The 23,461-nt window shown below is 53.8% G+C and carries 22 protein-coding genes; 13 read left to right on the forward strand and 9 right to left on the reverse strand.

Annotated features, from left to right (window positions below; translation table 11 throughout):
• Positions 1 to 7 precede the first annotated feature (7 nt).
• The 11 genes from HMPREF1207_RS26565 (at position 8) to HMPREF1207_RS26615 (ending at position 12,562) form a co-directional block, all read left to right on the forward strand.
• On the forward strand, positions 8 to 1,174 hold the full coding sequence (locus HMPREF1207_RS26565) for a cytochrome P450 (protein WP_009673551.1): 1,167 nt from the start codon (positions 8 to 10) through the stop codon (positions 1,172 to 1,174).
• Between the two features lie 34 nt (positions 1,175 to 1,208).
• On the forward strand, positions 1,209 to 2,129 hold the full coding sequence (locus HMPREF1207_RS26570; RefSeq protein ID WP_009673648.1) for a 3-oxoacyl-ACP synthase III: 921 nt from the start codon (positions 1,209 to 1,211) through the stop codon (positions 2,127 to 2,129).
• Between the two features lie 13 nt (positions 2,130 to 2,142).
• Positions 2,143 to 3,324, forward strand: coding sequence for an aminotransferase class III-fold pyridoxal phosphate-dependent enzyme (locus HMPREF1207_RS26575; protein WP_009673740.1), 1,182 nt, complete (start codon positions 2,143 to 2,145; stop codon positions 3,322 to 3,324).
• Between the two features lie 21 nt (positions 3,325 to 3,345).
• Complete coding sequence (locus HMPREF1207_RS26580) at positions 3,346 to 4,032, forward strand: RraA family protein (RefSeq protein ID WP_009673861.1); 687 nt, start codon at positions 3,346 to 3,348, stop codon at positions 4,030 to 4,032.
• A 62-nt stretch (positions 4,033 to 4,094) separates the two neighbouring features.
• On the forward strand, positions 4,095 to 5,855 hold the full coding sequence (locus HMPREF1207_RS26585; protein WP_009673811.1) for a thiamine pyrophosphate-binding protein: 1,761 nt from the start codon (positions 4,095 to 4,097) through the stop codon (positions 5,853 to 5,855).
• A 31-nt stretch (positions 5,856 to 5,886) separates the two neighbouring features.
• Positions 5,887 to 6,705: a methyltransferase domain-containing protein gene (locus HMPREF1207_RS26590; protein WP_009673615.1), complete on the forward strand. Its 819-nt coding sequence runs from the start codon at positions 5,887 to 5,889 to the stop codon at positions 6,703 to 6,705.
• Between the two features lie 82 nt (positions 6,706 to 6,787).
• A complete protein-coding gene (gene cimA / locus HMPREF1207_RS26595) occupies positions 6,788 to 8,410 on the forward strand; it encodes a citramalate synthase (protein ID WP_009673718.1) in 1,623 nt (540 codons plus the stop codon).
• A 35-nt stretch (positions 8,411 to 8,445) separates the two neighbouring features.
• A complete protein-coding gene (locus HMPREF1207_RS26600) occupies positions 8,446 to 9,702 on the forward strand; it encodes an MFS transporter (protein ID WP_009673660.1) in 1,257 nt (418 codons plus the stop codon).
• 51 nt (positions 9,703 to 9,753) lie between these two features.
• Positions 9,754 to 11,175: an FAD-dependent oxidoreductase gene (locus tag HMPREF1207_RS26605; RefSeq protein WP_009673879.1), complete on the forward strand. Its 1,422-nt coding sequence runs from the start codon at positions 9,754 to 9,756 to the stop codon at positions 11,173 to 11,175.
• A 57-nt stretch (positions 11,176 to 11,232) separates the two neighbouring features.
• A complete protein-coding gene (locus HMPREF1207_RS26610) occupies positions 11,233 to 11,535 on the forward strand; it encodes a Dabb family protein (protein WP_009673837.1) in 303 nt (100 codons plus the stop codon).
• Between the two features lie 262 nt (positions 11,536 to 11,797).
• Complete coding sequence (locus tag HMPREF1207_RS26615) at positions 11,798 to 12,562, forward strand: hypothetical protein (protein ID WP_009673727.1); 765 nt, start codon at positions 11,798 to 11,800, stop codon at positions 12,560 to 12,562.
• 28 nt (positions 12,563 to 12,590) lie between these two features.
• Here HMPREF1207_RS26615 and HMPREF1207_RS26620 read toward each other — a convergent pair whose 3' ends face one another.
• The 9 genes from HMPREF1207_RS26620 to HMPREF1207_RS26660 all read right to left on the reverse strand — a co-directional run bounded on the left by HMPREF1207_RS26620 (position 12,591) and on the right by HMPREF1207_RS26660 (position 20,574).
• Entirely contained in the window at positions 12,591 to 13,199 is a 609-nt protein-coding gene (locus HMPREF1207_RS26620) for a flavin reductase family protein (protein ID WP_009673649.1), read from the reverse strand.
• 77 nt (positions 13,200 to 13,276) lie between these two features.
• Entirely contained in the window at positions 13,277 to 13,969 is a 693-nt protein-coding gene (locus HMPREF1207_RS26625) for an ArsR/SmtB family transcription factor (protein ID WP_009673908.1), read from the reverse strand.
• 379 nt (positions 13,970 to 14,348) lie between these two features.
• A complete protein-coding gene (locus tag HMPREF1207_RS26630; RefSeq protein WP_009673670.1) occupies positions 14,349 to 14,843 on the reverse strand; it encodes a GNAT family N-acetyltransferase in 495 nt (164 codons plus the stop codon).
• Between the two features lie 121 nt (positions 14,844 to 14,964).
• On the reverse strand, positions 14,965 to 16,068 hold the full coding sequence (locus HMPREF1207_RS26635) for a GerAB/ArcD/ProY family transporter (RefSeq protein WP_009673913.1): 1,104 nt from the start codon (positions 16,066 to 16,068) through the stop codon (positions 14,965 to 14,967).
• 32 nt (positions 16,069 to 16,100) lie between these two features.
• Complete coding sequence (locus HMPREF1207_RS26640) at positions 16,101 to 16,292, reverse strand: hypothetical protein (protein WP_009673605.1); 192 nt, start codon at positions 16,290 to 16,292, stop codon at positions 16,101 to 16,103.
• Positions 16,293 to 16,336: 44 nt separating this feature from the next.
• Positions 16,337 to 17,485: a Ger(x)C family spore germination protein gene (locus HMPREF1207_RS26645; protein WP_009673900.1), complete on the reverse strand. Its 1,149-nt coding sequence runs from the start codon at positions 17,483 to 17,485 to the stop codon at positions 16,337 to 16,339.
• A gap of 1 nt (position 17,486) precedes the next feature.
• Entirely contained in the window at positions 17,487 to 18,932 is a 1,446-nt protein-coding gene (locus tag HMPREF1207_RS26650) for a spore germination protein (protein ID WP_009673796.1), read from the reverse strand.
• Between the two features lie 216 nt (positions 18,933 to 19,148).
• On the reverse strand, positions 19,149 to 19,592 hold the full coding sequence (locus HMPREF1207_RS26655) for a carboxymuconolactone decarboxylase family protein (protein ID WP_009673696.1): 444 nt from the start codon (positions 19,590 to 19,592) through the stop codon (positions 19,149 to 19,151).
• A 115-nt stretch (positions 19,593 to 19,707) separates the two neighbouring features.
• Complete coding sequence (locus tag HMPREF1207_RS26660) at positions 19,708 to 20,574, reverse strand: RNA polymerase sigma-70 factor (protein WP_009673552.1); 867 nt, start codon at positions 20,572 to 20,574, stop codon at positions 19,708 to 19,710.
• A gap of 237 nt (positions 20,575 to 20,811) precedes the next feature.
• Between HMPREF1207_RS26660 and HMPREF1207_RS26665 the strand changes: the two genes are divergently transcribed.
• A complete protein-coding gene (locus HMPREF1207_RS26665; protein WP_009673912.1) occupies positions 20,812 to 22,965 on the forward strand; it encodes a heavy metal translocating P-type ATPase in 2,154 nt (717 codons plus the stop codon).
• A gap of 127 nt (positions 22,966 to 23,092) precedes the next feature.
• Entirely contained in the window at positions 23,093 to 23,458 is a 366-nt protein-coding gene (locus tag HMPREF1207_RS26670; RefSeq protein WP_009673801.1) for an ArsR/SmtB family transcription factor, read from the forward strand.
• Positions 23,459 to 23,461 lie beyond the last annotated feature (3 nt).

Below are 23,461 nucleotides of genomic sequence, written 5' to 3' on the forward strand. Positions count from 1 at the left end.
TGATCTTATGAGAAGCGAAGCGACTCCTCTCGTCATTGATTATATGTCCACCGAGTTCCGGCAGGATCCTTGGCCGCTGTATACCGCTTTAAGACAGGAGGAGCCGATTCACTGGTCGGAAAAACAGCAGTGCTACTTCCTCAGCAAGTTTAAACATATCAAGCAGATCCTGCTCGATACGGAAAACTTTACGGTCGAGCATCCGTTCCGGACGACCCGTCATCTGTTCGGCTCCACGATCATTGATATGGACGGCAAGAAGCACAGCGAAAGACGCCCGATCATGAGCAACCAGTTCAAACCCAGCGCGATGCAAAAAGGGATGGAAGACGCCGTCAGGCAGGTCATTAAGCGGATTGTAGACGGAATTCCTTCCGGCCGTGAGGTCGATTTTATCCAAGAAGTCGCGATTCCCATTCCGATGACCATCATCATGGAAGCAATCGGCCTGCCGGCGGAGGATGCCATGTGGGTCTATCACAAGATGCGGCCGATTATTATCCATCTGGATAATCCCAAAAGCCATTTTCAGGCCGCCCTGGAAGCGAGCGATGAACTGTACGCTTACATCGAGAACTTCGTGCGTGGCGGAACTTCCCGGGGTATGATCGCCCATTTCCGGGCGGCTGTGGAGAAGGGGCAGTGGACTCAGGAAGATATGAACCGGCACATTCTGCTTCTGCTGTCCGCCGGTTCCGAGACGACGGCCTGCTCTATTGCCAATATCATGGCCATTCTGCTGGACAAACCGGAAGAGCTGGCGCGCGTGATGGAGGATGGCGAGTATCTGAAGTCTGCTGTTCAGGAAAGCCTGCGCTGGCAGCCTCCTCTTCATACGACGACCCGGATATGCAAAAAAGATTATGAGCTGGACGGGGTTGTCATCCCGAAAGGGAAGTTTGTTATCCTTCTTCTGGCCAGCGCCAACCGGGATGAGGAAATGTACGATAATCCGGCCCAGTGGATTCCTTCCCGCAAAGAAAAAGCGAATTTATCGTTCTCAATGGGCTCCCACAATTGCCTTGGGTTTAACCTGGCGAAGCTGGAGCTTGAGGAAACGTTCCTGCAGTTGTTCAACCGGTTCAGCGGAGTAAAGCTTGCCCAAAAGGAGCGTCCTGTCATTCAAGGACAAACTTTCCGTATACCGCAGAAGCTTCTGCTTACCTTTTCGTAAAGCAGGATGCGATAGAGAAGAAACGAGGTTAGCTATGGTCGGAATCAGTCATGTGCACTATGTGTTGGGCGATTACAAACCTTTGACGGAGATCCCGGAGATGGATACTTCCAAAGAAAATTTAGCCAAATTCCGGATCAACGGGGTCCGTCAATACTGCGGGTCCGATAAGACCATGTACCAGCTCGCGCTGGAGACGGCCACGGCTACTCTGGAAAAAAGCGGATTGGATAGAAGTTCGGTCGGCGCCGTTTTCTTCGCTACCGGCAATCATCACTGCAAGGAGCTGCACGAAGAGGATTTCGCCGGGCGGCTTCTAGACGAGCTTGGACTGGGCAGCGCGTTTTTTTACGGGGTATTCATGCAGTACTGCGCAAGCGTTGCGGCAGCCCTTCAACTGGCGGGGCAGTTTGCGGAAGCGAACGGCACGAACGTCCTGCTCGTGAGCGCGGATAAAATCCTCGATTACGGACCTATCGTGCGCATCATCCCCGGCGTGATCGGCCTGCACAGCGATGGAGCCGTTTCCTGCATCGTGACGGGCCGGAATCCCCAGTTTACAATGACTCCTTTTCAAACGCTTCAGGATTCTTCTTCATGGCGGCTGATGTACGGCCAGGAGAAGAAAGGGCTGCAGGACAGTTTTCTTACGAATTCCCGTCTAGTCATCTCGCGGGTTCTCGAAGCGAACAACCTGCCGAAAGAGAGCATTCATCATGTGGTGACGAACAATTTTAATTTCACGATTTCCAAAAACCTTTCGGTGTACTGGGAAATTCCGTACGAAAAATTTTTCAGCCTGAACATCCCGAGAACGGCTCACTGTCCGGCCGGAGACGTGTTTATCAATCTTCTGGATATGAAGACGGCTGGAATTATTTCCAGGGGAGATTCCATCCTGACGTTCTTTCCGGCTCCCCATTCGTGGATGGGAACGCTATTGACTAAAAATTGAAGGAGCTGAGCCCATGACGTTGAGCGTTTTTGATGAAAAGTCAATTTATGGTGCGGATTATTATCTGGCCGGTTCCAAGAACGAATTTCTGATCCTGGAAGACCGCGAAGGAAGACGGAAGCATTATATCGACTGCATGAGCGCCTACGCATCGGTGAATTTCGGTCACTGCAACCCGGATATCGCTCCGTTCCGCGAGCTGCGCTCGGATATTGCGGCCTGCTTTTACCCGAAAGAAGCGGAGCAGTATGCACAGTGGCTTCTCGGCAAGCTCAAGGCTCCCGGTTACGAGCTCCTGTTTCAAGTCGGCGGCAGTATGGCCGTATCTACGGCACTTTCCATCGGCCAACGCGTGAGAGAAGGCAAAATCGCCTACCTCAAAGGCTCCTTCCACGGACTGGGCCTTGATGCGCTTGCCGTTACGAGTGTGCACAAAAATTTTGCCTTGCAGCAAACGTCTCTGTTGGGCGAGCTTGAAAAGCACTGCATCGAAATCGAGCCGGGGCAGACGGATATTCCGTGGGAGACGATTTCGACTTTTATTTATGAGCCGGTGCAGGGAGCCAACGGCTACATCCCCCTCCCGGCGAAGTGGCTAACCGATACGGCCGCCGAAGCCAGGCGGCATGGTGTGGTCGTCGTTTCCGATGAGATCCAGTGCGGCTTCTACCGTCATGGTCACCTCAGCGTGTCCTGCCATCTCGGAATAGAAGCGGACATTTACTTGTTCAGCAAGTCGATGACTAACGGGCTGTATCCGTTCTCCGCCGTCGTATACCGGGGCTCGTTGAAGGAATCGATCCCGGGCTCGCTGTTTCTCGCGCATACGTTCCAGACTTCGTCGCTGGGCTGCTTCGCGGCCATGGCGGTCGCCGAATATATCGACGCCAGCCGACCCGAAGAGCTGTGCGGCGAGATCGAGGCGCTGATCCGCGAGCATTTTCCTTTCGAGCTTCCGCTGCTGCGGGACGTCCATCTGACGGGTCCGACTCTTTCCTTTGAAGTCGAAGGGGTTTCCGGGAAGTCCATCGTCCAGCAGTGCCTCGAACGCGGAATTCTGATTTTCACGGGCGGCCCTGCCGGACAACGAATCCGTTTCGCCCCGCCTTTGACGATTGAGAAGACGAATCTGGTGTACGCCATCAAACAGCTTGCCGATGTGCTGACGCACGCAGGCGCGGTTCATACCCTATAACCCTGAAGGAGTGTGCTGAACATGATTACGGAAGAGAAGGGCATCGACTTATCTACGATCGAGCAGGTCAGACGCCAGTTTGCCAACATCGGCTGCGCTCAGCTTAACGATGCTTCCCAGAAGTATACCGTTCCGTTTCCGACGACATTTCAGAACCGGACGCGTCATCTTAAGCTGTGCGGGCCTGTGTATACGGTCAACACGGACAACGACATGCTGCCGGGTCTGGAGGCGCTCAGCAAGGCACCTCAGGGCAGCGTCCTGTTTTTGAACAATGTGAACGAACGTTCCGAAGCGCTCGCGGGAGATATTTACGTGCTGGAAGCGATCCGCCGGAAGCTGGGCGGTCTTGTCATCAACGGCGCCGTCCGGGATATCGACGATATCAACAAGCTGGACTTTCCCGTCTTCTCTACGGAAGTCACTTACGTATCGGCCAAAACGGCGGTTAAGCCTGCGACGAAAGTGCCGGACACGGTTCAGGCCGGGGATATCGTCATCGAGCCGCAGGACTGGATTTTCGGAGATAACGACGGGTTGCTGCTCATTAAGCGCAAATATTTAAACGCGGTTCTTCAGGGAGCCCTTTATGTCGAACAGAGGGAAGAAGAATTGAAGAAAGAGATTTTAAGCGGCAAAAGCATGGCATCCCTTACGGGGCTGGACGATTATCTTGCCGGCAAGGGACCGCTGAAATTTGATGTCTAGAGCGGGATTTCGCATCCGTCCGGTTATTCTTCCATTTCCGTTAGAAGAAGGGGAATAAAACGATGTATATCAAGGAAATTGTCGCGCTTTGGTTAAAACGGATGGGCATCCATACGGTCTTCGGAATCCCCGGAAGCTATGTGCTACCGATGATCGACGAAATTTCGCGCAAGGAAATCCGGTTTGTGCTTTCTCAGCACGAGTACGGTGCGGCGCTGATGGCGGACGGTTTTGCCAAAGCCGGCGCAACGCCCGCCTGCGTCATCACGACGACGGGGATAGGAGCCACGAATGCGCTCAGCGGCATTGTGAACTCTTTCACAGATTCGCAGCCCGTTATACTTCTGACCGGTCAGGTTCCCATATCGACTTACGGGAAAGGCGCTCTCCAGGAGTGCGTCGGCGAGGGGCGCACGTTCGATCTGGAAGCTTTGATGTCCAACGTGACCAAGTATTCCAAACTGGTCGAGTCTGCGGACCACCTGCTCGATACGTTGAAGGAAGCGGAGATGCACCTGTGGTCGGGACGCAAAGGGCCCGTACATATTTGCATACCGATTGATGTTCAGTTCACGGAAATACATTTTGAAGGGTTTGAGCCGTTCGCCTTCCCGAAACCGACTGAAATCGTTGACGCGGCCGGAGAAGAAGTGAGCCGGCTCGGAAATCTGCTGAAAGAATCGCAGAAGCCCTTGCTGCTGCTCGGAGCCGGTGCAAACTACAGCCACAACGAAGAAGTCGTCGAACAGATTGCCGACCTGGGAATTCCGGTAGCCACAACGCTCAGAGGAAAGGGGATTCTCAGCGAGAATCATCCTCATGCGCTCGGCTGTACGGGGCTGCACGGGAAATCGGCCGCTAATTATTATTTGTACCGGGAAGCGGATCTCGTCATCGCGGTAGGCGTGTCCATGAGCGAGTTTACGACGCAGGGCTGGGATTCCATTTTCGATAAAGTTCCGCTGGTGCAGGTCGACATCGACCCGAAGCAGATCGGCAAAAACTACAAGGTGCGCATAGGGATCGCCGCGGACTCGGAAACTTTCCTGCTTGCGTTGTATGACCTGCTGGAGGACGCTTCGTGGGAGAAAGCGACGGCGGCGCTGCGGCAGTCCAAGCACAAATTTGCCGATGCCGACCGCGAGAAGGATTTGTCTTACGTCTCCGCCGTCGAAGGCAAGCTGCATCCGGTGCAAGTCATCGAAACGCTCCAAAAACTGCTTCCGCTCGATAAAACGATCTGGGTAACGGACCCGGTCTCGTGGACCGAAACCCACTTGCTTTCGAAAGGCGCGGGCACGTATATCGAAGGCTTGAACGGGGCGGCTATCGGGTATGCACCTCCGGCCGCGATCGGAGCCAAATGCGCCAAACCCGATTCGTATGTCGTCTCGATCTTCGGTGACGGCGGCTTCCGCCAGACGGCGATGGAGATGGCGACGGCCACGTCCCACGAAATACCGGTGCTCTGGCTCAACTTGAACAACGAGAAGTTCGAGTCCATCAACAACGCGCAGAAATCGTACTACAAAGGCAACGTGGTAGGAACGTCGTATAAGCCGATTGACTATGTGGCCTTTGGCGAGTCGATGCTGATCGATACGATCCGTGTGACAACGGTAGAGGAGCTTCAGGAGGCGGCGAAATCGTTTCTTCATGAAGAGCGGCCGCTGCTTCTCGACATCCAGATCGTGGGTTCGGTCGTATCCGCGCCTAAATTCAGACAGCTCGCCAGGTACAAAACGTGGAAGCTCACGACAAGCCGGAAGTCTTCCGAGGATATGAAAGAAATCGTCAGTTATTTTCTGAAAAACCGGTATTAAAAGCGGGGTACGTACGAAAGGAGACGCGCTTATGAGCGGTGGAATAACGGAAAACAGAGCCAGACTGGACGGTTCCGCGGCCAGTGTGCGGAGCGTGTTCGACGCAAGGACGGTGGGATCCTCGCACCGGAGACTGGCTGAGCTTCTCGAGCCGGGACAGTCGGTACTCGATGCCGGCTGCGGGACTGGAGCCATTACGAAAGGCATCGCGGAGGCGGTCGGTGAAGAAGGCCGTGTCGTCGGAATCGACAATAACGAAGGACTGATCTCTTACGCCCGGGAAACCTTCGGCGGGCAGGCGCCGCTTGCCTTCGAAACGGCGGACATCCACTATTTGCCGTACAGGGGCGAATTCGACATCGTGACGACGGCCCGCGTGCTTCAATGGCTGGCCGATCCCCGGCAGGCGCTCGGCCAGCTCATCGAAGCCGCGAAGCCGGGCGGCCGAGTGATCGTGCTGGACTATAATCACGACAAGATCAGCTGGCAGCCGGAGCCGCCCCTAAGCATGAAGGCCTTCTATGCGGCCTTTCTGAAATGGCGTTCCGATGCGGGAATGCGCAACGGGATAGCCGACGAGCTTCCCGGCGTTTTCGCGGACCTGGGGCTCGTGGATATCCGGAGCAGCGAACAGCACGAAACCGTGACGCGTGAAGACGGGAACTTCCTCCAGCAAGCCGGAATCTGGGCGGACGTTGCGGCAACCCGCGGTGTCCAGATGGTTGCGGACGGTTACTTGTCCGAGCAGGAACGGGCGGCCGCCGAAACCGAGTACCGGCAGTGGGTGCAGACGGAAGCGATCTCTCAGACGATGTATATGCTTGCCGTCGAGGGAGTTAAGCCGGAATAATCCCAGCCGAAAACGGACCGGGGGCTGTCTGGCAGGCGGTCCCCGGCAGAGGTCGGCGGAGATTTTCAAGCGGGAGGGAGATATGGACAATCGGATTACGATCTTGGATACGACTTTGCGGGACGGCACGCAAGGAGAAGGCGTCAGCCTGACAGTCGAGGATAAGCTGAAAATCGCCAAACGGCTGGATATGCTGGGTATTTCTTTCATCGAAGGAGGCTGGCCCGGCAGCAATCACAAGGATGTGGAATTTTTTATCCGTGCCAGAGAGTTGAACCTGCAGCAGGCCAGAATTACGGCATTCGGCTCCACCAGGCGCAAGAACAGCTCGGCCGAGCGTGACGCGAACCTCCGGCAGCTGCTGGATATCGGGGTAGGCACGGCGGCGATTTTCGGTAAATCGTGGGATTTTCAGGTCCAAACGGCGATCCAGACGACGCTTTCCGAAAATTTGAAGATGATCGAGGACACGGTCCGGTTTCTTAAACGCAGCGGGATCGGTGTGATCTACGATGCGGAGCATTTTTTCGACGGCTACAAGAGCAGTCGCGCTTACGCCATGTCGACCATTCGCAAAGCTTACGAAGCCGGGGCCGACTGGATCGTTCTCTGCGACACGAACGGGGGAACTCTTCCGCACGAAATCGCGGCGATAGTCGCTTCCGTGAAAGAACAATTGGACTGCCCGCTCGGCATTCATGCCCATAACGATTGCGAGCTCGCCGTGGCGAATACGATTGCCGCCGTTATGGCGGGCGCCGCACAGGTGCAGGGAACGATCAACGGCTACGGCGAAAGATGCGGCAACGCAAATCTCATCTCGGTTATTCCGAACCTCCAGCTCAAGCTGGGTCTGCCGGTTATAACCGCGGAGCAGCTTGCCGGACTTACAAGTACGGCGCGTTACGTGAGCGAGATTGCGAACATGCATATGCCCGTCAATCAGCCTTTTGCCGGACATGCGGCCTTTGCTCACAAGGGCGGTGTCCATGTCTCGGCTATTTTGCGCGATTCGAGCACGTATGAGCACATAGCGCCCGGACTGGTGGGGAACAGGCAGCGGGTTCTGGTTTCCGAGCTCTCCGGCCAGAGCAACCTTGTTTTCAAGGCTCAGGAGCTCGGTCTGGAGCTGGAAGCGAACAACCCGAATACGAAGATCCTTATCGAACGTGTAAAGGAGCTTGAGCATCAGGGTTACCAGTTCGACGGAGCCGACGCTTCCCTAGAGCTTCTAATCCGGAGTGTCCACGGGAATCTGGAAGAAATCCTAACCCTGGAGTCGTTTAAAATAACCGTCGTCAAATCCGTCGATCAGGCGATTTTGTCCGAAGCGGTTGTGAAGGTCAAGGTACACGGAGAGTCGGTATACAACGCCGCCGAAGGCAACGGGCCGATCAACGCGCTGGATAACGCACTGCGCAAATGCCTGATGCAGCACTATCCGAGTCTTCAGACGATGCACCTGTCGGACTATAAGGTCCGCGTGCTCGACGATAAAGACGGTACCGCCACGAAAGTCAGGGTTTTGATCGAATTCTCGGACCGTGAAGAGTCCTGGAGCACGGTCGGCGTCTCCGAAAACATTATCGAAGCCAGCTGGCAGGCTTTGTGCGACAGCATCCGCTATGCGCTGCTGGATGTCAAGCCTGCGCTGAACAAACGGGCCGAGGGAGTTAAAGAAGCCGTCGGTCTCGTTAATCACTGACATACTAGTCAAACGGATAGAGAGAGGTGAGCACCATGTCTACGAAACAACCCAAAGAAGGGGAAGCGGCTCATGCTTCCGGTGCCGGGATTCAAGGACCCGAACGGACCCGGATGCCGCTGGCCGTTTATTTCCTGGCTGTGAGTATTTTCATTATTTGTACCGCCGAGCTTCTGCCGATGGGGCTGCTGCCGCAGATTGCCCGGGATTTTAACATGAATGTGTCGAGCGCGGGACTGCTTATTACGGTTTACGCACTCGGCGTCGCGATCGGCGGCCCCCTGATTACGGCCGCGACGGGAAGAGTCGAGAAGAAGAAGCTGTTGATCGCACTACTTCTACTGTTCGTTGCCGGATCGTTGATCAGCGCGGTTACGACCAACTATTATCTGCTGATGGTCGGCCGGCTGTTCTGCTCGTTTTCCCACGGGACGCTTGTCGGCGTGGCCATCGTGGTGGTCCAGCGGCTTGCGCCACCGGGAAAAGAAGGCAGCGCCATTTCCTATTTAACCGTCGGTTTGACGGTAGCCACCATATTGGGCGTTCCGGTAGGAACCTTTATCGGCAACAGCTACGGCTGGCGGATGTCCTTCTATGCCTTAACGGTTGCGGCGGCGATTTGCGTCGTCGGAATGGCATGGCTCGTCCCTACGATCAAGTCCGGCAAAGCCGTCGGGATGGCTAAGCAAACCCGTGAAATTTTCCGTGCCAAACCCCTTGTCGCCTTGATGACGACGGTTTTCAGCTCCGGAGGCTTGTTTGCCGGGTATACGTATATCGCGCCTTACCTTGAAGAAATTACAGGCTTCACCCCGACGGCGGTTTCTCCCATTATGCTCGCGTTCGGGATCGGTTCCGCCATCGGCAACATCGCCAGCGGAAAGCTGGCCGATAAGGGCCTGATGAAAACATTACTCGGTTCGCTGGCAGCCATGATCATTACGATGACGGCCTTCGCCCTGCTCGGACAGGTGCCTATCCTGGCGGTGATTTTCTCCTTCCTCTGGGGACTTACCGGTTTCGCTATCGTAACACCGCTGAATATGCTTGTCCTGCGGAAAGCCGGAGACGCTGCGGATCTGGCGGCTTCTCTCAATATTTCCGCCTTTAATGTAGGCAGTGCCATCGGAGCCGCAGTGGGCGGAGTTGCCATCAATACCGCGCTCGGACTCCGGGGAGCACCATTGTCCGGCGTAGCCATCGGTTTGATCGGCGTCCTGTTCGCCGTTACGCTGATGTGGATGGACCGCAATTCAGCCTATCGGCAGACCGTAACCAAAAGCAGCACCTGAACGAACGGTGGATCAGTTGGGGACTTTTAGACGGGAAGGAAGTGTGGCGGAATGAATGATTTCAAGAAGGAGCAGGGCAAGCCGCGCAAAGCAATCGTCATCGGCAACAGCATGGCCGGAAAACTGGCGGCTCGGGTTCTGTCCGATTACTTCGATACAGTGACGATTATCGAGCAGGACCCTCAGCCGGAGGGGCCTTACCCTCGCAAAGGCACACCGCAGAGCTATCATACCCACGGGCTTTTAAAAAGCGGAGAAAATACGCTCGACAAGTTTTTTCCCGGTATTATGCAGGAGCTGGAGGGGCACGGTGGCGAAAGGCTCGATTTTATCCGGGACATTTCCTGGGTTTATCAGAACTTTCACTTTGTCCGGTTCAACAGCGGATTCGAGGTTGTTTCCCAAAGCCGGCCTCTATTGGAATGGCGAGTTCATCAGCGGCTGCTGCAGCGCTCCAACATCGAATTCGCTTATTCGCACAGAGTCGTTCAGTATATCAGCAGTCCCGGCGAGAACCGCTTTACGGGTGTCGAGACGGAGAATCTGGTTACCAAGCAATCCGAGCGTCTGGAGGCGGACCTGATCGTCGATGCGGCGGGTTCCGCGACTAAAACGCCGGATCAGCTTCTGAAACACGGCTTTGACGCCCTCCCGCAATCCGAAGTGCATATCAATCTGGCTTATGCCACACGGATGTACGAGCGCGATCCTTCCGTAAGCCATGATTACAAGTCCGTGATCGTTTTTCCGAATCCGCCGGAAGTGTCCAAAGGCGGGCTGACATTCCCGATTGAAGGCGACCGCTGGTCCGTTACCCTCGTCGGATACGGAGACGGAAATCATCCGCCGCGCGATGACCAGGGATTCCTGAATTTCGCCAAGTCCCTTACACATCCGCATTTGTATGACCATATCAAATCGCTTAAACCAGCGGGCGATATTCATGTGTACCGGTTTCCGAGCCAAGTGCGCCGGCATTACGAAAAACTCGACCGTTTCCCGTCAGGACTTGTCGTCATCGGGGATGCCTTCTGCCGGTTTAACCCGGTTTTCGGGCAAGGCATCAGCATCGCTTGCCTGGAAGCGCTGGAACTGCAGAAAGTTATGCAGGAAGTGCGTGCGGGCAAGATCAAGGCCGAAGCGATTCCGGTCGCTCTCCACAAGCGGTTGTCGGCGCTCGTTGATCCTACGTGGATGACGGCGACCTCCGATGCGTTCCTCTATCCGAATACGAAAGGAAAGAAGCCGGGGGGCCTCGGTTTTATGCAGTGGTACGTCCGCAGGCTGTACCGTCTGTCGGAGTATGACCAGGACGTGTACGGGAAGTTTATCCGCATCCTGCACATGGTAGAAAAACCGACCGAACTGTTTAAGCCGGCGATGATTTACAAAGTCATGCGGGCCAAAATGCCCAAGCCCGATAAAAGGCCGCCCGGCAGTCCTGTAAACCGGGATCGCGAACAAACCTTATAATCCGTAATCGTTTGAAATAGAAACGGACGACTAAACCGAATGAACGGGGGAACTTAAATGAGCACCATTCGTCATCTGGTTTTATTCAACCTGAAGCATGAGGAGGGTTCGGCCGAAGCGGAAAAATTTCTGAGCGACGGAAGAGAACTGCTCGCCTCCATACCGCAGGTGCAGAAGCTTCAAGTTTTACGGCAGATCAGCCTGGAAAACGACTATCAGTACGCGTTCTCGATGGAGTTTTCCAGCCAGAGCGACTATGACGAGTATACAGCCGTTCCGCGGCATATTGAGTTTGTGGAGCAGAGGTGGCTGCCGGAAGTGGTACGTTCCTTTGAAGCGGATTTCGAAGTGCACAGCTAAACTCCGGCAGGCAGCGCAGCCCGATTTGTACGGAATTTCAAAAGAAGCACCTTTCATGACGGTCGTAAGAAAAACCGGATTGAAGAGGTGCTTCTTTTTGCTGCCGGGACGGGAGGACCTATAAAAGTTAGAACTGTTTGACCAGCGGGTCTTTTGGTATTCTCGGCATGAGGGAGACGTTGAAGGACGTTACTTCCAGGCGAAAAATTTTCCGATTAACGACGAACACGCTGATATTGCCGTTAAAAAAGAGGGAGCACCTATGAAAGATAGAGAGGGGATTAAGAGAAAACGGATCTGGAGCTTTATTCTTTCCAAGCTGGCCGCAGCCGGTACATTGTTCACCATTTTTGTGATCATCGCCCTTGCAGATGATGCGGGTTTATACCAAATTTCGGAAGCGGCGAGGTTTCCCTATCTTTGGTGGCTTGTTTATGGATATGCCGTTATGTATTCCATTCTTGTCGAGCTGATTCTGTTCAAATTTTTTCCGCAGGCAAAGGTTGGGGTAAGGATGATCGTATACGGTGCCGGAGGATTTGCTCCGTTTGCCGTGTTTTTTTTCAATACCCTTTATATAGCGATTCCCGGACTAATCGGTTCGGTTTGCGCGCTTTTTTTCTATGCGGCGGATTCATTGTACAGAAGAACGAAGATAATGTCCGCGGTGGCAGGACTATGTATACCGGCTGTTCTGCTAGTATTTGCAGGGGGCGATTTCACGGAGACGAAACAGTGGCGGGAGATTCGGACCCATTCGTCTTACGAGGTAAGCTTTGCCTATTTCAACGGGGAAAAAGCTGTTCCGGTTCCTATAAAACAGGGAGAAACAGCTCTGTTAACCTATTCGTGGACGATGAAAAACGGCGGATACGGAGTCCGGTTTACGGACGTAAAGCAGGTGCCCGGAGATCCGCCTGGAGATAACAAAATCCGCATCCGCGCACCCGAATCCGGCATTTCCACCCTTATTCTTACGGGAGATCACGCGGAAGGAACGTTCCGGGTGGAATGGACGGTAGAGTAGGACGTGTCCAGTCTATGCGGATGCCGATTCAAGTTTCGGACTTGAAAGACTTGCCTTTCTCCGCATCCAAGCCGAAGTAATGCCGGAAACTGTAAATGAGCGGATTCCAAGCGGCCGGGTTCACATAATGTTCCCCCAGCACGATCCGTTCTTCGGCGTGAACGGCGCGGGACTCGGTTTCCACGATGCAAAAGCCTTCGCTCGGGTGCACCTGAACGAGAGCGGCTTCGATTTGCAGGGGACATTCCTGAATTCTCTGGGGTTTCACGCATGTGGACGGAAGAGGGGTGAAGCCGGCAGCCGCAAACTTGTCTCTCTCGAACCGGTATAACTCGCGTTTATTGTCGGGGACGGGGGATTTGCCGGTCAGCGGGGCCAGCTTCTCAACTTGTTCCCACAGCGAGCTGTCCGGCAGGTTGATTACGCATTCACCTGTTCGGGACAAATTTTCAAGCCCTTTTCCGCCGTTTCCGATGCCGAGAATAATCCGGCTGCCGAGCGCCCAGGCGGACGACAACGGGGAGATATTCGTGCTTCCGTCCTCGCTCAAAGTGGTGAGGAGAACGACCGGCGTTCCGAAATAAAGAATCGAAGGCCGAATCGTCCGAAACGTTTCCTGTACTTCTTGTTTGATCATTCTTATCACCTCGCAAGAAGTATACATGATGTACGATTCGGCCCCCGTCGAATTATTCATGCAAGCTCAGCGCGTTTTCACGGCAGATTCAGGTCTACCCCTAAATGCCTCAGCCCGTCACGCCCTGTGTCCGTGATCCGGACGGCCCGCCCGCCGGGGATCCGCTCGATCCATTCCCGCCGGAACAACTGCTCCGTCAGGGCGGCGCCAAGGCTTCCGGCGATGTGGTACCTGCGTTCGCTCCAGTCCAGGCAGCACTTGGCGAATTGTCTCCGGCTTCTGCGGAGCTCCGCGCAGTTTATGCCGAAGGCTCGGAGAAAGGTTTCGCCTTTCTCCGTAACCGTAAAGTCGCGGCCGGACTGGCCGATGACGCCCGTCTCTAGCAGGCGGTCCGCCAGCGCGACTCCCGCTTCCCCCGCGAGATGGTCGTAGCAGGTGCGGGCGAAGCGCAGATGATTAAGCCGGTCGTACTCCCGCAGCGACTTGACCGGCTTTGGCCGCGCCAGTGTATTCAGCGCTTCAAGCGCATCGGCGACCTCCGGGCCAGCAAGCTTATAGTACCGGTGTCGCCCCGAGAGCTCGACCGTGAGCAGGCCGCCTTCCACCAGCTTGGCCAGGTGCGAGCTGGCCGTCTGGGGAGTGATGCGGGCGGCTCCGGCCAGCTCGCTGGCCGGCATGCATTTGCCGCTCAGAAGCTCCAGCAGCATCTGCATCCTCGACGGTTCTCCGATTAAGCCTGCCAAGGCTATCGTATCTGGTGAAGCTTTCATGTTCGCGTCCCTCCCATGCAGTTGCATATCCTATTTCTACAATAGCACATCCACTATTCGGCCGGGATCGAAATTTAACCATGCTGTACAATAGTGGTTTGAAATCTCTTGGACGGGCGATACAGATAGAGAGATAAGAAAAAAGAGCCTAGGAGGCTCTTTTAAATAATTAACCTTATTAAATAATCCTCATAGTTAATGAGATTAATTAACCTTTTAATTAATGAGATTAATTAGTCGATCAGACTCCAAAATTTCTTTCACTGTTCCAGTAATAGCAGCGTTGCCCGCTAAAATTCCGAAATTTTATGCAAAAAAGTACGCCGCCGTTTTCGTTTCAAAAATCAGGCATAGCCGCCGGCTGCCGCATCTGTCCTGATTACAGCGGCAGGGTAAGAATGTGCTGGGGACCCAGCGGGCCGATCTTGGTCCGCCCGTGATCCTCGAACCCGCATTTTAAATACAAATTCCGTGCCGGACTATTTTTCATATTGACCCCGAGGCCAACAATCCGAGCCAGAGGAAACTGTTTTCTCACAAAATCGGGGAGGAGAAGCAGTCCCTGCTTGGCGTAGCCTTTTCCCTGTTCCGCATGGTTAACCGAGAAAGCTCTCAGTACGATAGTCTGCGGGTCGTCCGAGTATAGGGCGATTTCTTCGCCGTCGTATAAGACAAAAAAACCGACCGGTTTCGAATCGGCCAAAATGACAACCGGATAGCGGTGAGGATCTTGGGCAGCCGCCGTCAGCACTTCATGAGGCAGGGCGCTGAACTGGAGCTGCTCGTCCGGCAAATAAAAGGAACGGAGTCCGTCGTTGTACTCGGTTTTGTAAAAATCCAATAGAACGGATGATTTTGCGGCAGAAGTTGACATGATATCTCTCCAGTATTCATTGGGAATAAGCGCCTGAACCGAAGGCAGCGCTCTTACAGAATATCACAGCGTAAAGTGATTTTGTATGGAGTGCTAAGTAGAATCGGAGAAAACATTTAGTTTATTCAGTGATTTGGAATTTTTTTTTGCTAAATTTAATTCTCACATAAACAATAACTGCGTAATAAACGGGCAGAGCATCCACCAGCACCCAAAACAGGACGATGGAAAGGGAGTTCGTATCGGACAGAAAACGGGTCGTGTCCCGGGAATATTGAAGTGCCACGACAACTGCGGTTCCGCCCAGGAGAGGAAGGATCGCTTTTCTCGTTTGAAATTTAAACAGCTGTGCCGCACATTTGGTCGCTACATACAGGAGAAACGCATCATGAATGAACATGGAGGTCGTCCACAAACCGATCAGCAGGGGGTCCGCATTGCCGAGAAATCCGCTTAACGTTGAACTTCGGATCAATTCGAGCAGGGGATACTGAATGCGTCTTCCGTAGTAAGAACCGAAATTAAACAAAGTCAGCATCCACTGCAAGGAGACGGCAAACGTCACGAGCAGACAGGCCGAGAGGAGGTTGCGAAGCGTTTTAGGCCCGAATTTCAGATGGGGCACCATAAATAAAAAAACGAACCATTCGCCAAACCAGGAAACGGCGGTAAAGGTATCCCGGAACGCCAAGCCCATTTTGTGATGGGTCCATAAAGCGGGGAACATTTGAAAATTGGCGTTCGCCGTAAACAAGCCCAAAATGATGGCGATCCCGAGTAGCGTAATGAGGAAAAGCCCGTCCGCCATATAGACAATCGAGACAAATCCCCAGCGCGCCGTAATCACGATCACCAGTCCGATGATAAGCTGCAGGAACCATTGAGGCGTTTCTCTCATATAAATCGATCCGTAGAACAGCGTAAAGCTTTCGAGATCAATAGAAACGTAATAAACGCACCAGTACAGGACAACGAACAGAAAGAAGCGGTGCGGCCATTTTCCGATCATTTGTTCACCGGATTGAACCCAAGGCACGCCAGGGCTCAAGCGACCGATATAGACCGTGCAGCAGAGGAATAAAGCGCTGATAAGCCCTCCCAGAAGCAGGGAGATCCAGCCCTGATAGCCGGAGGTTGAAATCAGAGGGGTAATAAGAAAAGCGATCGGCTGAGAAATCATGTAAATCGTTGCAAACCGGAACGTCTGCCAGGACGTCGAGCGCATGCGATCACCTCCTTCAATCAGAAATAAGAAGCTTACTCCAGCCAGCCAAGCAGCAGATGCATGAGCTGATTGGGTTGGGGCCACCACGTAAAGACGGAGGCCAGAACGCTCCAACAGCCCAGCACCGAGAAAAGCACCCAGAATTTGACGGTGTCGCCGGGAGGTTTGGGGTTGGTTCTAATCCATTCCAGCAAGCCGATAGCGAAAAAAGCCACAGCGATCATAGCGGATTTTCCTTCCCGTAGAATGACGGACCGGCTTGAGATCGTTAAGATTGAATTCCGGTCTGTTTCACATTTATCTCGCATTTAAATTCGATATCGAGGTCGTTCTTATAATAATCGGTCCAGTTTTCCCGCTTCTTCTCCCAAAATTTCGGATAATTCCAATCAAGCAGCATGCCAAGCTGCAGGACATCCGACTTTGCTTGCTGTGTTTTGCTGAATGCGCTTTTCAACTGTTTTACGATTTTCTCACGCAGCTTCTGTTCAAGGATAGTTTTCATTTCATTCTCGTCGCGGTTCATGGGATCCCTTTTGTGGATCAGATCTCCGTCGCCTGTAAGAGTCAGCGTGAACCGGGGACCGTCCGGCCCCATCCGGACCGATTTTTTGCTCGTCAATTGATTAAAGAGGATGTCCGCCTTACTTTGGCCGTCGTCCCAGGATAGGGTATAAACTTGCCTGCCCAATCTGCCCAAGGCCCAGGCTAGGGCTCTCCCTTCCGCACTCGGAAGTACCCCCGTGAGCTTATCGTTGTTATATAAGGCTACTCCTTGAATACCCGCCCAAGGCTCGGCCTTTTCGTTCTCGCTAGCCATTTTCATTATGCCCATAGACAAGTAATTGGTTGCGACCCCCTGACCGGAAGCTTCCGCTATCAAGCACTCCTTGGCGTTCGTATCCAGCATCGCTCGTTGTTGGGACATTTTGAGCATCACTTCCGCCGGCATTTTTTCGTAAACGGGCGTAAGTTCCGCTATCTCTCTTGCTTTGCCCGGGGCTGTATTCACAATTGTGCTGATATGAAAAGTAGGTTCTCTTTGCATCCAGCTCAGCAGATCTTTGATCCCGTTCTCCGCGTATTGTCTACCGACAGTAACGATCCGGGTGTGCCCGAAGTTAATTTTCCTGGTCAGATCTCGCTGAATGAGCATGAGGGCTTGCGGAATCGAAGTGCCTTGCTTGCTGATAATGGCGTATGGTTGTCCTTGGGAAGTGCCGCTGCCGGCCTGTTGACCGGATGTAAGGCGGTTCGGCAGCGGGCTGCTGATTGTAACTTCTACCTTATCGGGAGTTTCCCCCTGATCGATGTATATGGCAAAAATAAACGTTTGTTCGTCGATTTCGACCTTCGACCAGCAGCCTGTCGTCAGCAGCAGGGGAAGCAGAGCAAGGAGAATCCTTATCCGGCTCATGTTATTTCTGCCTCCTGAAGTTTCTGTCGGTGTACGCTTTGGAACGCTTGGTCATAAAAGGCGAAGGCACACGCATAAAGATGTCCTTCCAGTCTCTGAGCACCTGAGGCGCCAGCGGACTCAGGTAAGGGGCACCGAACGACCTTAGGCTCGTGAGATGACCGTACACGATGAAGGTGGCGATGAAAACACCGATAAGGCCCGTCGTCCCTCCGAGCAGCAGGAGAGGGAAACGCAGCAGCCGAAAGGCCAGGCCCAGCTCGAAATGGGGAATGATGTAGGACGCGATCCCCGTGATGGACACGACGATGACCATGGGAGCGGATACGATCCCCGCTTGTACAGCCGCCTGTCCGATTACGATAGCGCCGATGATGGAAATCGTCTGGCCGACCGGCTTCGGAATGCGCGTCCCGGCCTCGCGCAGCCCTTCGAAGGTCAGCTCCATGATAAGAGCCTCCGTCAATGCGGAGAACGGAATATTCTCACGGGCCGCCGAAATCGTAAGCAGCAGATCCGACGGGATGATTTCGGGCTGAAACGTAGTGATCGCCACGTATAACGAAGGCAGGAGCATCGAAATCATGGCAAAGAAGATCCGCACCAGCCGTATCCAGCTTGCCGATAAATAGCTCTGGTAGTAATCCTCGGAAGACTGGAGCAGGGAGAAGAGCGTCACGGGTACGAGAAGCGCGGACGGTGTCCCGTCCTGCATGAGAGCGACACGGCCTTCCAGCAAGGAAGCGGCGACGGAGTCCGGCCGTTCCGTATATTGGAATTGAGGGAAGGGCGTTTTGTTTCCTTTCTTCATCTGCTCCGAAAGGTAGCTGATCCCGAGTGCCCCGTCGATGGAAATTTCTCGGATTCCCTTATCGAGATCTGTTAAAATTTCCGGCTTGCAGAGTCCTTCGATATAAATCATATAGACAGTCGTCTGCGTATAAGTGCCCACGATATATTTAACGGTTTTCAAATCCGGGTGCTTGATTTTATGCCGGAGCAGGGACAAGTTACTGACGATATCTTCGATAAACGCCTCTTGGGGCCCGATAACGACAAGCTCGTTCTGGGACTCGGAAACCGCCCTTTTCTGATACTTGACCACATCGAACACATAAGCGCAGCCCAGGCCTTCGATGCAGAGCGCCGCCTTTCCGTGCACGATTTCCCGGACGGCATCCTGGGAGGCGTAAACCAGCTTCGCGGGCAGCGGGAACAAAGTCCCTTCGTCCAGCAGTTGAAGGAATTCGTCCCAATCATGGTCGCCCTGGGCTTCGGTAATGAGAGCGGAAGCGACCTTCTCTTGAAGTGTCTTCACATCGACAATCGATTGGATATAAATGAGCACGCAGGAGCGTTCGTATAGGAGAAAAGGCTGATAAATCGTATCCTCGCTTCCCACGAGAAGTTGTTGTATATTTTCGTACATCAGACCTTTCATTTCCACGCGTACCCCTCCTTTTTATTCGTCCGGTATCCTTTTTCTTTAGAATGCGGAAATATCTGCAAGTTATGCAGGAAAGCCGGACAAGCTTAAGGAAGGGGAGGCTGACAAAAGGTTTCGATAGCCTGCTATCGAGGCGCCTGCGCAAAGCAAAAACTCCCTTGTCATAGAAACAAGGGAGTCTGGGTAGTCGCCTTCAAGGAAGGCAGGTGCTGGGGATCAGTCCGCGGCAGGCATCTTCCTGGCCGATACGGACAGCCGATTCCAGGCGTTTATGACGACGATGGCCATAATTATCTCGGATGTCTGAACTTCGTCGAAATAAAGACGGACTTCGTCGTAAACGTCGTCCGGGACATGGGTCTCGGCAACGAGCGTAACGGCTTCCGTCAATGCGAGCACCGCACGTTCTTCCGGCGTGAAGAACGGCGTTTCGCGCCAGGCGTTCAAGGCGTAAATTCGCTGCTCGGTTTCCCCGTGTTTACGCGCGTCTTTCGCGTGCATGTCGATACAGAAGGCGCAGCCGTTCAGCTGGGATGCGCGTATTTTGATCAGTTCTTTCAGCGATTTGTCCAAGCTTGTGGAACCCAAGTACTGCTCCAGCCCCACCATGGCGGCATAACCTTTCGGAATCAGCTGATCCATTTGAAGACGGGTTTTCATCTTATATTCCTCCTCCTATTTGCACTCAGACCTATAACAGATAAGGAGGCCGTTTTGTGACAAAAAAAAGAAAGGAGACAAAAAAAGTTTTTCGCCTCCTTCCTCAAGGGTAACTCTATAGACGGATTCCGTGCAGCTTATCCGGATTGCTGACTATGAACAGGCGATCTATCCGGCTCTGTTCCCAGTCCCACGTCATGCTGATCGCAAGAACCGGACGTTCGTCGCGAATGAGGACGAAGCCCAGTTCTCCGTTGATCCGGGCGGGGAGCAGGGAGCCGCTGAAATAACCGCGCGGCCATATGCCTTCGAACAGCGCCCGGATCCGGTGCGAGCCGTAAATGGGACGCAGCGCGCAGCGGACTTTGCCGCCGCCGTCCGTAACCAGAACGGCGTCCGCAGTCATTTGAGCGATAAAGTCTGCGAAATCGCCTGTTTTGGCCGCGTCGAGAAACAGCTTCACAAATTGTTCCTCCCGTTCGCTTTTGTGAAGGGGCTCCGCCTCCTTCCGGACAAGCTTCGCTTTGACACGGCTGTAAATCTTGCGGCAGTTCTCCTCGGACTTCTGGAGGGTATCTCCAATCTCGCGGTAACTGTACTCGAGCGCTTCACGCAGGATGAACACCGCACGCTCGACCGGATTGAGCCGCTCCATCATGACGAGCAGCGCGTAGGAGACGGTTTCCTCCTGCACTATCCGTTCGGCGGGGTCAAGACCCGGCAGGGCGGATACAGGCTCCGGAAGCCATTCGCCGGTATAGATTTCTCTGCGGCTGCGCGCGGATTGGAGAAAGTTGATACAGCGGTTGGTTACCGCTTTACATAAATAAGCTTTCATATTCCCGATACGGACCAGATCCTGCTGCTGGATCTCCAGATAAACATCCTGGATGATATCTTCAGCATCGTTCAGGGTTCCGAGCATCCGGTAAGCGATGGAATAAAGAAGAGAATGGTACTGCTTGTACAAGGCTTCCGTCATGGAACATTACCCTCCGTTTTCCTCATGACCTGTTCTTTTCTTATCCTACCATCTCTGCGGATTTCAGTCTCTAGGATAGACATGACCGCAGCAGTCGATATACGGGCTCGGCAACTCTTTTTTATCCCACGAACTTCCAGCATCTTGACTTTACGTTTCCGGAAATTTATTATATGAACATATACTCATATTTTGCATACTTTATAAAAAACGTTTGTTTGGAAAGAAGGAATGGAGATGGAGGAGCACCGCGTAAAAGGTTTATCCTGCGCCAACTGTACACGCGAGCTGGAAGAACAGATTCAGAAGCTGGAACACGGGGCGGAAGCCAGACTCAGCTATAACAGCGGCAAGCTGACCGTGGACAGCCGCATATCCATGCCTGCCGTCGAGAAAATTCTGGGCAATGACGGGGCTTATCTGGTCAAATCCCAGCCTGCGGCCGGGCATGCGCACGAGGGGCATGGGCACAGCCATCACGGCCACTCGCACGGTCACGATCATGGGCACGATCATGATCATGGAGGGCAATCCAACCGGGCGATTACCCGTAATCTTATCGTTTCGGCTGTGCTTTTCGCGATCGCGTTTTTCACGGACGGACGGGTGCCGGGCTATGTATCCATCCCCTTGTATCTGATCATTATGGCACTGAGCGGCTACATGACGTTCATCAAAGGCGCTAAAAACTTGTTCCGCCTGAAATTCAATATTGATACGCTGATGACCATCGCGCTCGTGGGAGCCATCGTGATCGGCGAGTGGAAGGAAGCGACGCTTGTCGCCATCCTGTTCGGACTGAACGAGCTGCTGGAAGGAATGGGCATGGAGAAAGCGCGCCGGTCCATGGAAACGCTGCTTCAGGTGGCTCCGAAAGAAGCGGTGCTGCTGACGGACGGCCAAGAAACGGTCGTCCCGATCGCGTCTCTGAAGATCGGAGATCTCGTTCAGGTTCGCTCCGGACAGAAAATTCCTTCTGACGGCATCGTGGAAGAAGGCAGAAGCTCGGTCAACGAAGCCGCGATAACCGGCGAATCCCTCCCGGTGGAAAAAGCGCCCGGCGAGAAGGTGTTCGGGGGGAGCATCAACAACGAAGGGCTGCTTAAAGTCCGCATCGAGAAGGCGTATCAGGATTCTTCCTTGGCGAAAATCCTGCATCTGGTCGAAGAAGCCCAGGAGACGAAAACGCCGACGGAGCTGTTCATCAACCGCTTCGCCAAGTATTACACGCCGCTCATCATGATCATTTCGCTGCTCGTTATCGTCATCCCTCCGCTTTTCCTGGGGGGAAGCTGGTCGACATGGCTTTATCAGGGGCTGGCCGTTCTGATCGTCGGGTGTCCGTGCGCCCTGATTTTGTCCTCGCCGATCGCCATCGTATCCGGCATTACCCGCAATGCCCGCCACGGCATTCTGATCAAAGGCGGCGTGTTCCTGGAGCAGCTGGGCAAAATCGATACGCTTGCGTTCGATAAAACCGGCACGCTGACCAAAGGGGAGCCGCACGTGGAGAAGTCCGTGGTTCTGGATGAGCGCAAGTTTTACCTCGCCGCCGCGGCTATCGAGAAATCTTCCTCGCATCCTCTCGCCAAAGCGATCATGAAGGAGATAGAGGCGAAGGGCATCCGGGCCGAAGAAGCCGACTCTATCGAGACGGTATCCGGAAGGGGAGTCGTGGCGAGCTTCAAAGGAGAGCGGTACTGGCTCGGCAACGAGAAGAGCATGGAACATCTGCGGATTCCGGCGGATATCCAGCAGCAAATCGACTCGCTGAAGGAAGAAGGACTTACTTTAGTTATAGTCGCCGATAACGAAAAGGTGCTCGGTATGTTCGGAATATCCGACGAGATCCGGGAGGAAAGCCGCGGAGTGATCGCCGCCCTGCATAAAGCGGGCATTCATAAAACGGTTATGCTGACCGGAGATCACCAGAAAACCGCGGAGAAAGTCGCCAAAGCTGTCGGTGTAAGCGAATATTACGGCAGTCTTCTCCCCGAACAAAAGGTCGACAAAATCAAGGAGCTCGCCGCCGAGGGTACGGTTGCCATGATCGGGGACGGCATCAACGACGCTCCGGCACTCGCTTCCGCCCAGCTCGGCATTGCGATGGGCAAAGGAACCGACAGCGCGGTGGAAACCGCCGATATCGTGCTGATGCAGGATCACCTCGGCAAACTGCCCGAAGCTATCTCTGTGGCACGGCAGGTGAACCGGGTGATCAAGATGAACATCAGCCTGGCGCTCGGATTGAAAGCCATCGCCCTGCTTCTGACTATTCCCGGTCTGCTGACCTTGTGGATCGCCATATTGTCGGATATGGGAGCCACCATTTTCGTAACGCTGATCAGCTTGACCGTTCTTATCGAGAAGAAGCCCTCTTCTTTATCTTAACCAATAGAAGAAAGTGCTCCGCACCGGGTGCGGGGCACTTTCTTCTTGCATAGCGGAGAAGGGACTCCCTTAACCGTAATGTTTTTGATATAATAAGCCGTATGGAAACGAAGGCGGTGAATGGATCATGCAAAAACCAATCGAAGACCTCTGCGACGAATCCTGCGCGGGGACGGAAACGGACGGGACTGCTCTGGAGCATGCGAAAATGAACGAATCTATGGCTGTCAACATGGCGGAGATGTTCAAAGCTCTCGGAGATCCTACGCGCGTCAAAATCATATATGCGCTTTCCCAGCAGGAATTGTGCGTCCACGATCTGAGTGTCGTGCTTGAAATGGGACAATCCGCCGTCTCCCATCAGCTCCGGTATTTACGGAATGTCCGGATCGTTAAGCGGCGCAAAAGCGGTAAAACCGTCTTTTACTCCCTGGACGACGATCACGTGAAAGAAATTTTCCGCCAAACCCTCCAGCATCTCGCGCACGTATAAAAA

The sequence above is a fragment of the Paenibacillus sp. HGH0039 genome (assembly GCF_000411255.1).
Lineage (GTDB): Bacteria > Bacillota > Bacilli > Paenibacillales > NBRC-103111 > Paenibacillus_F.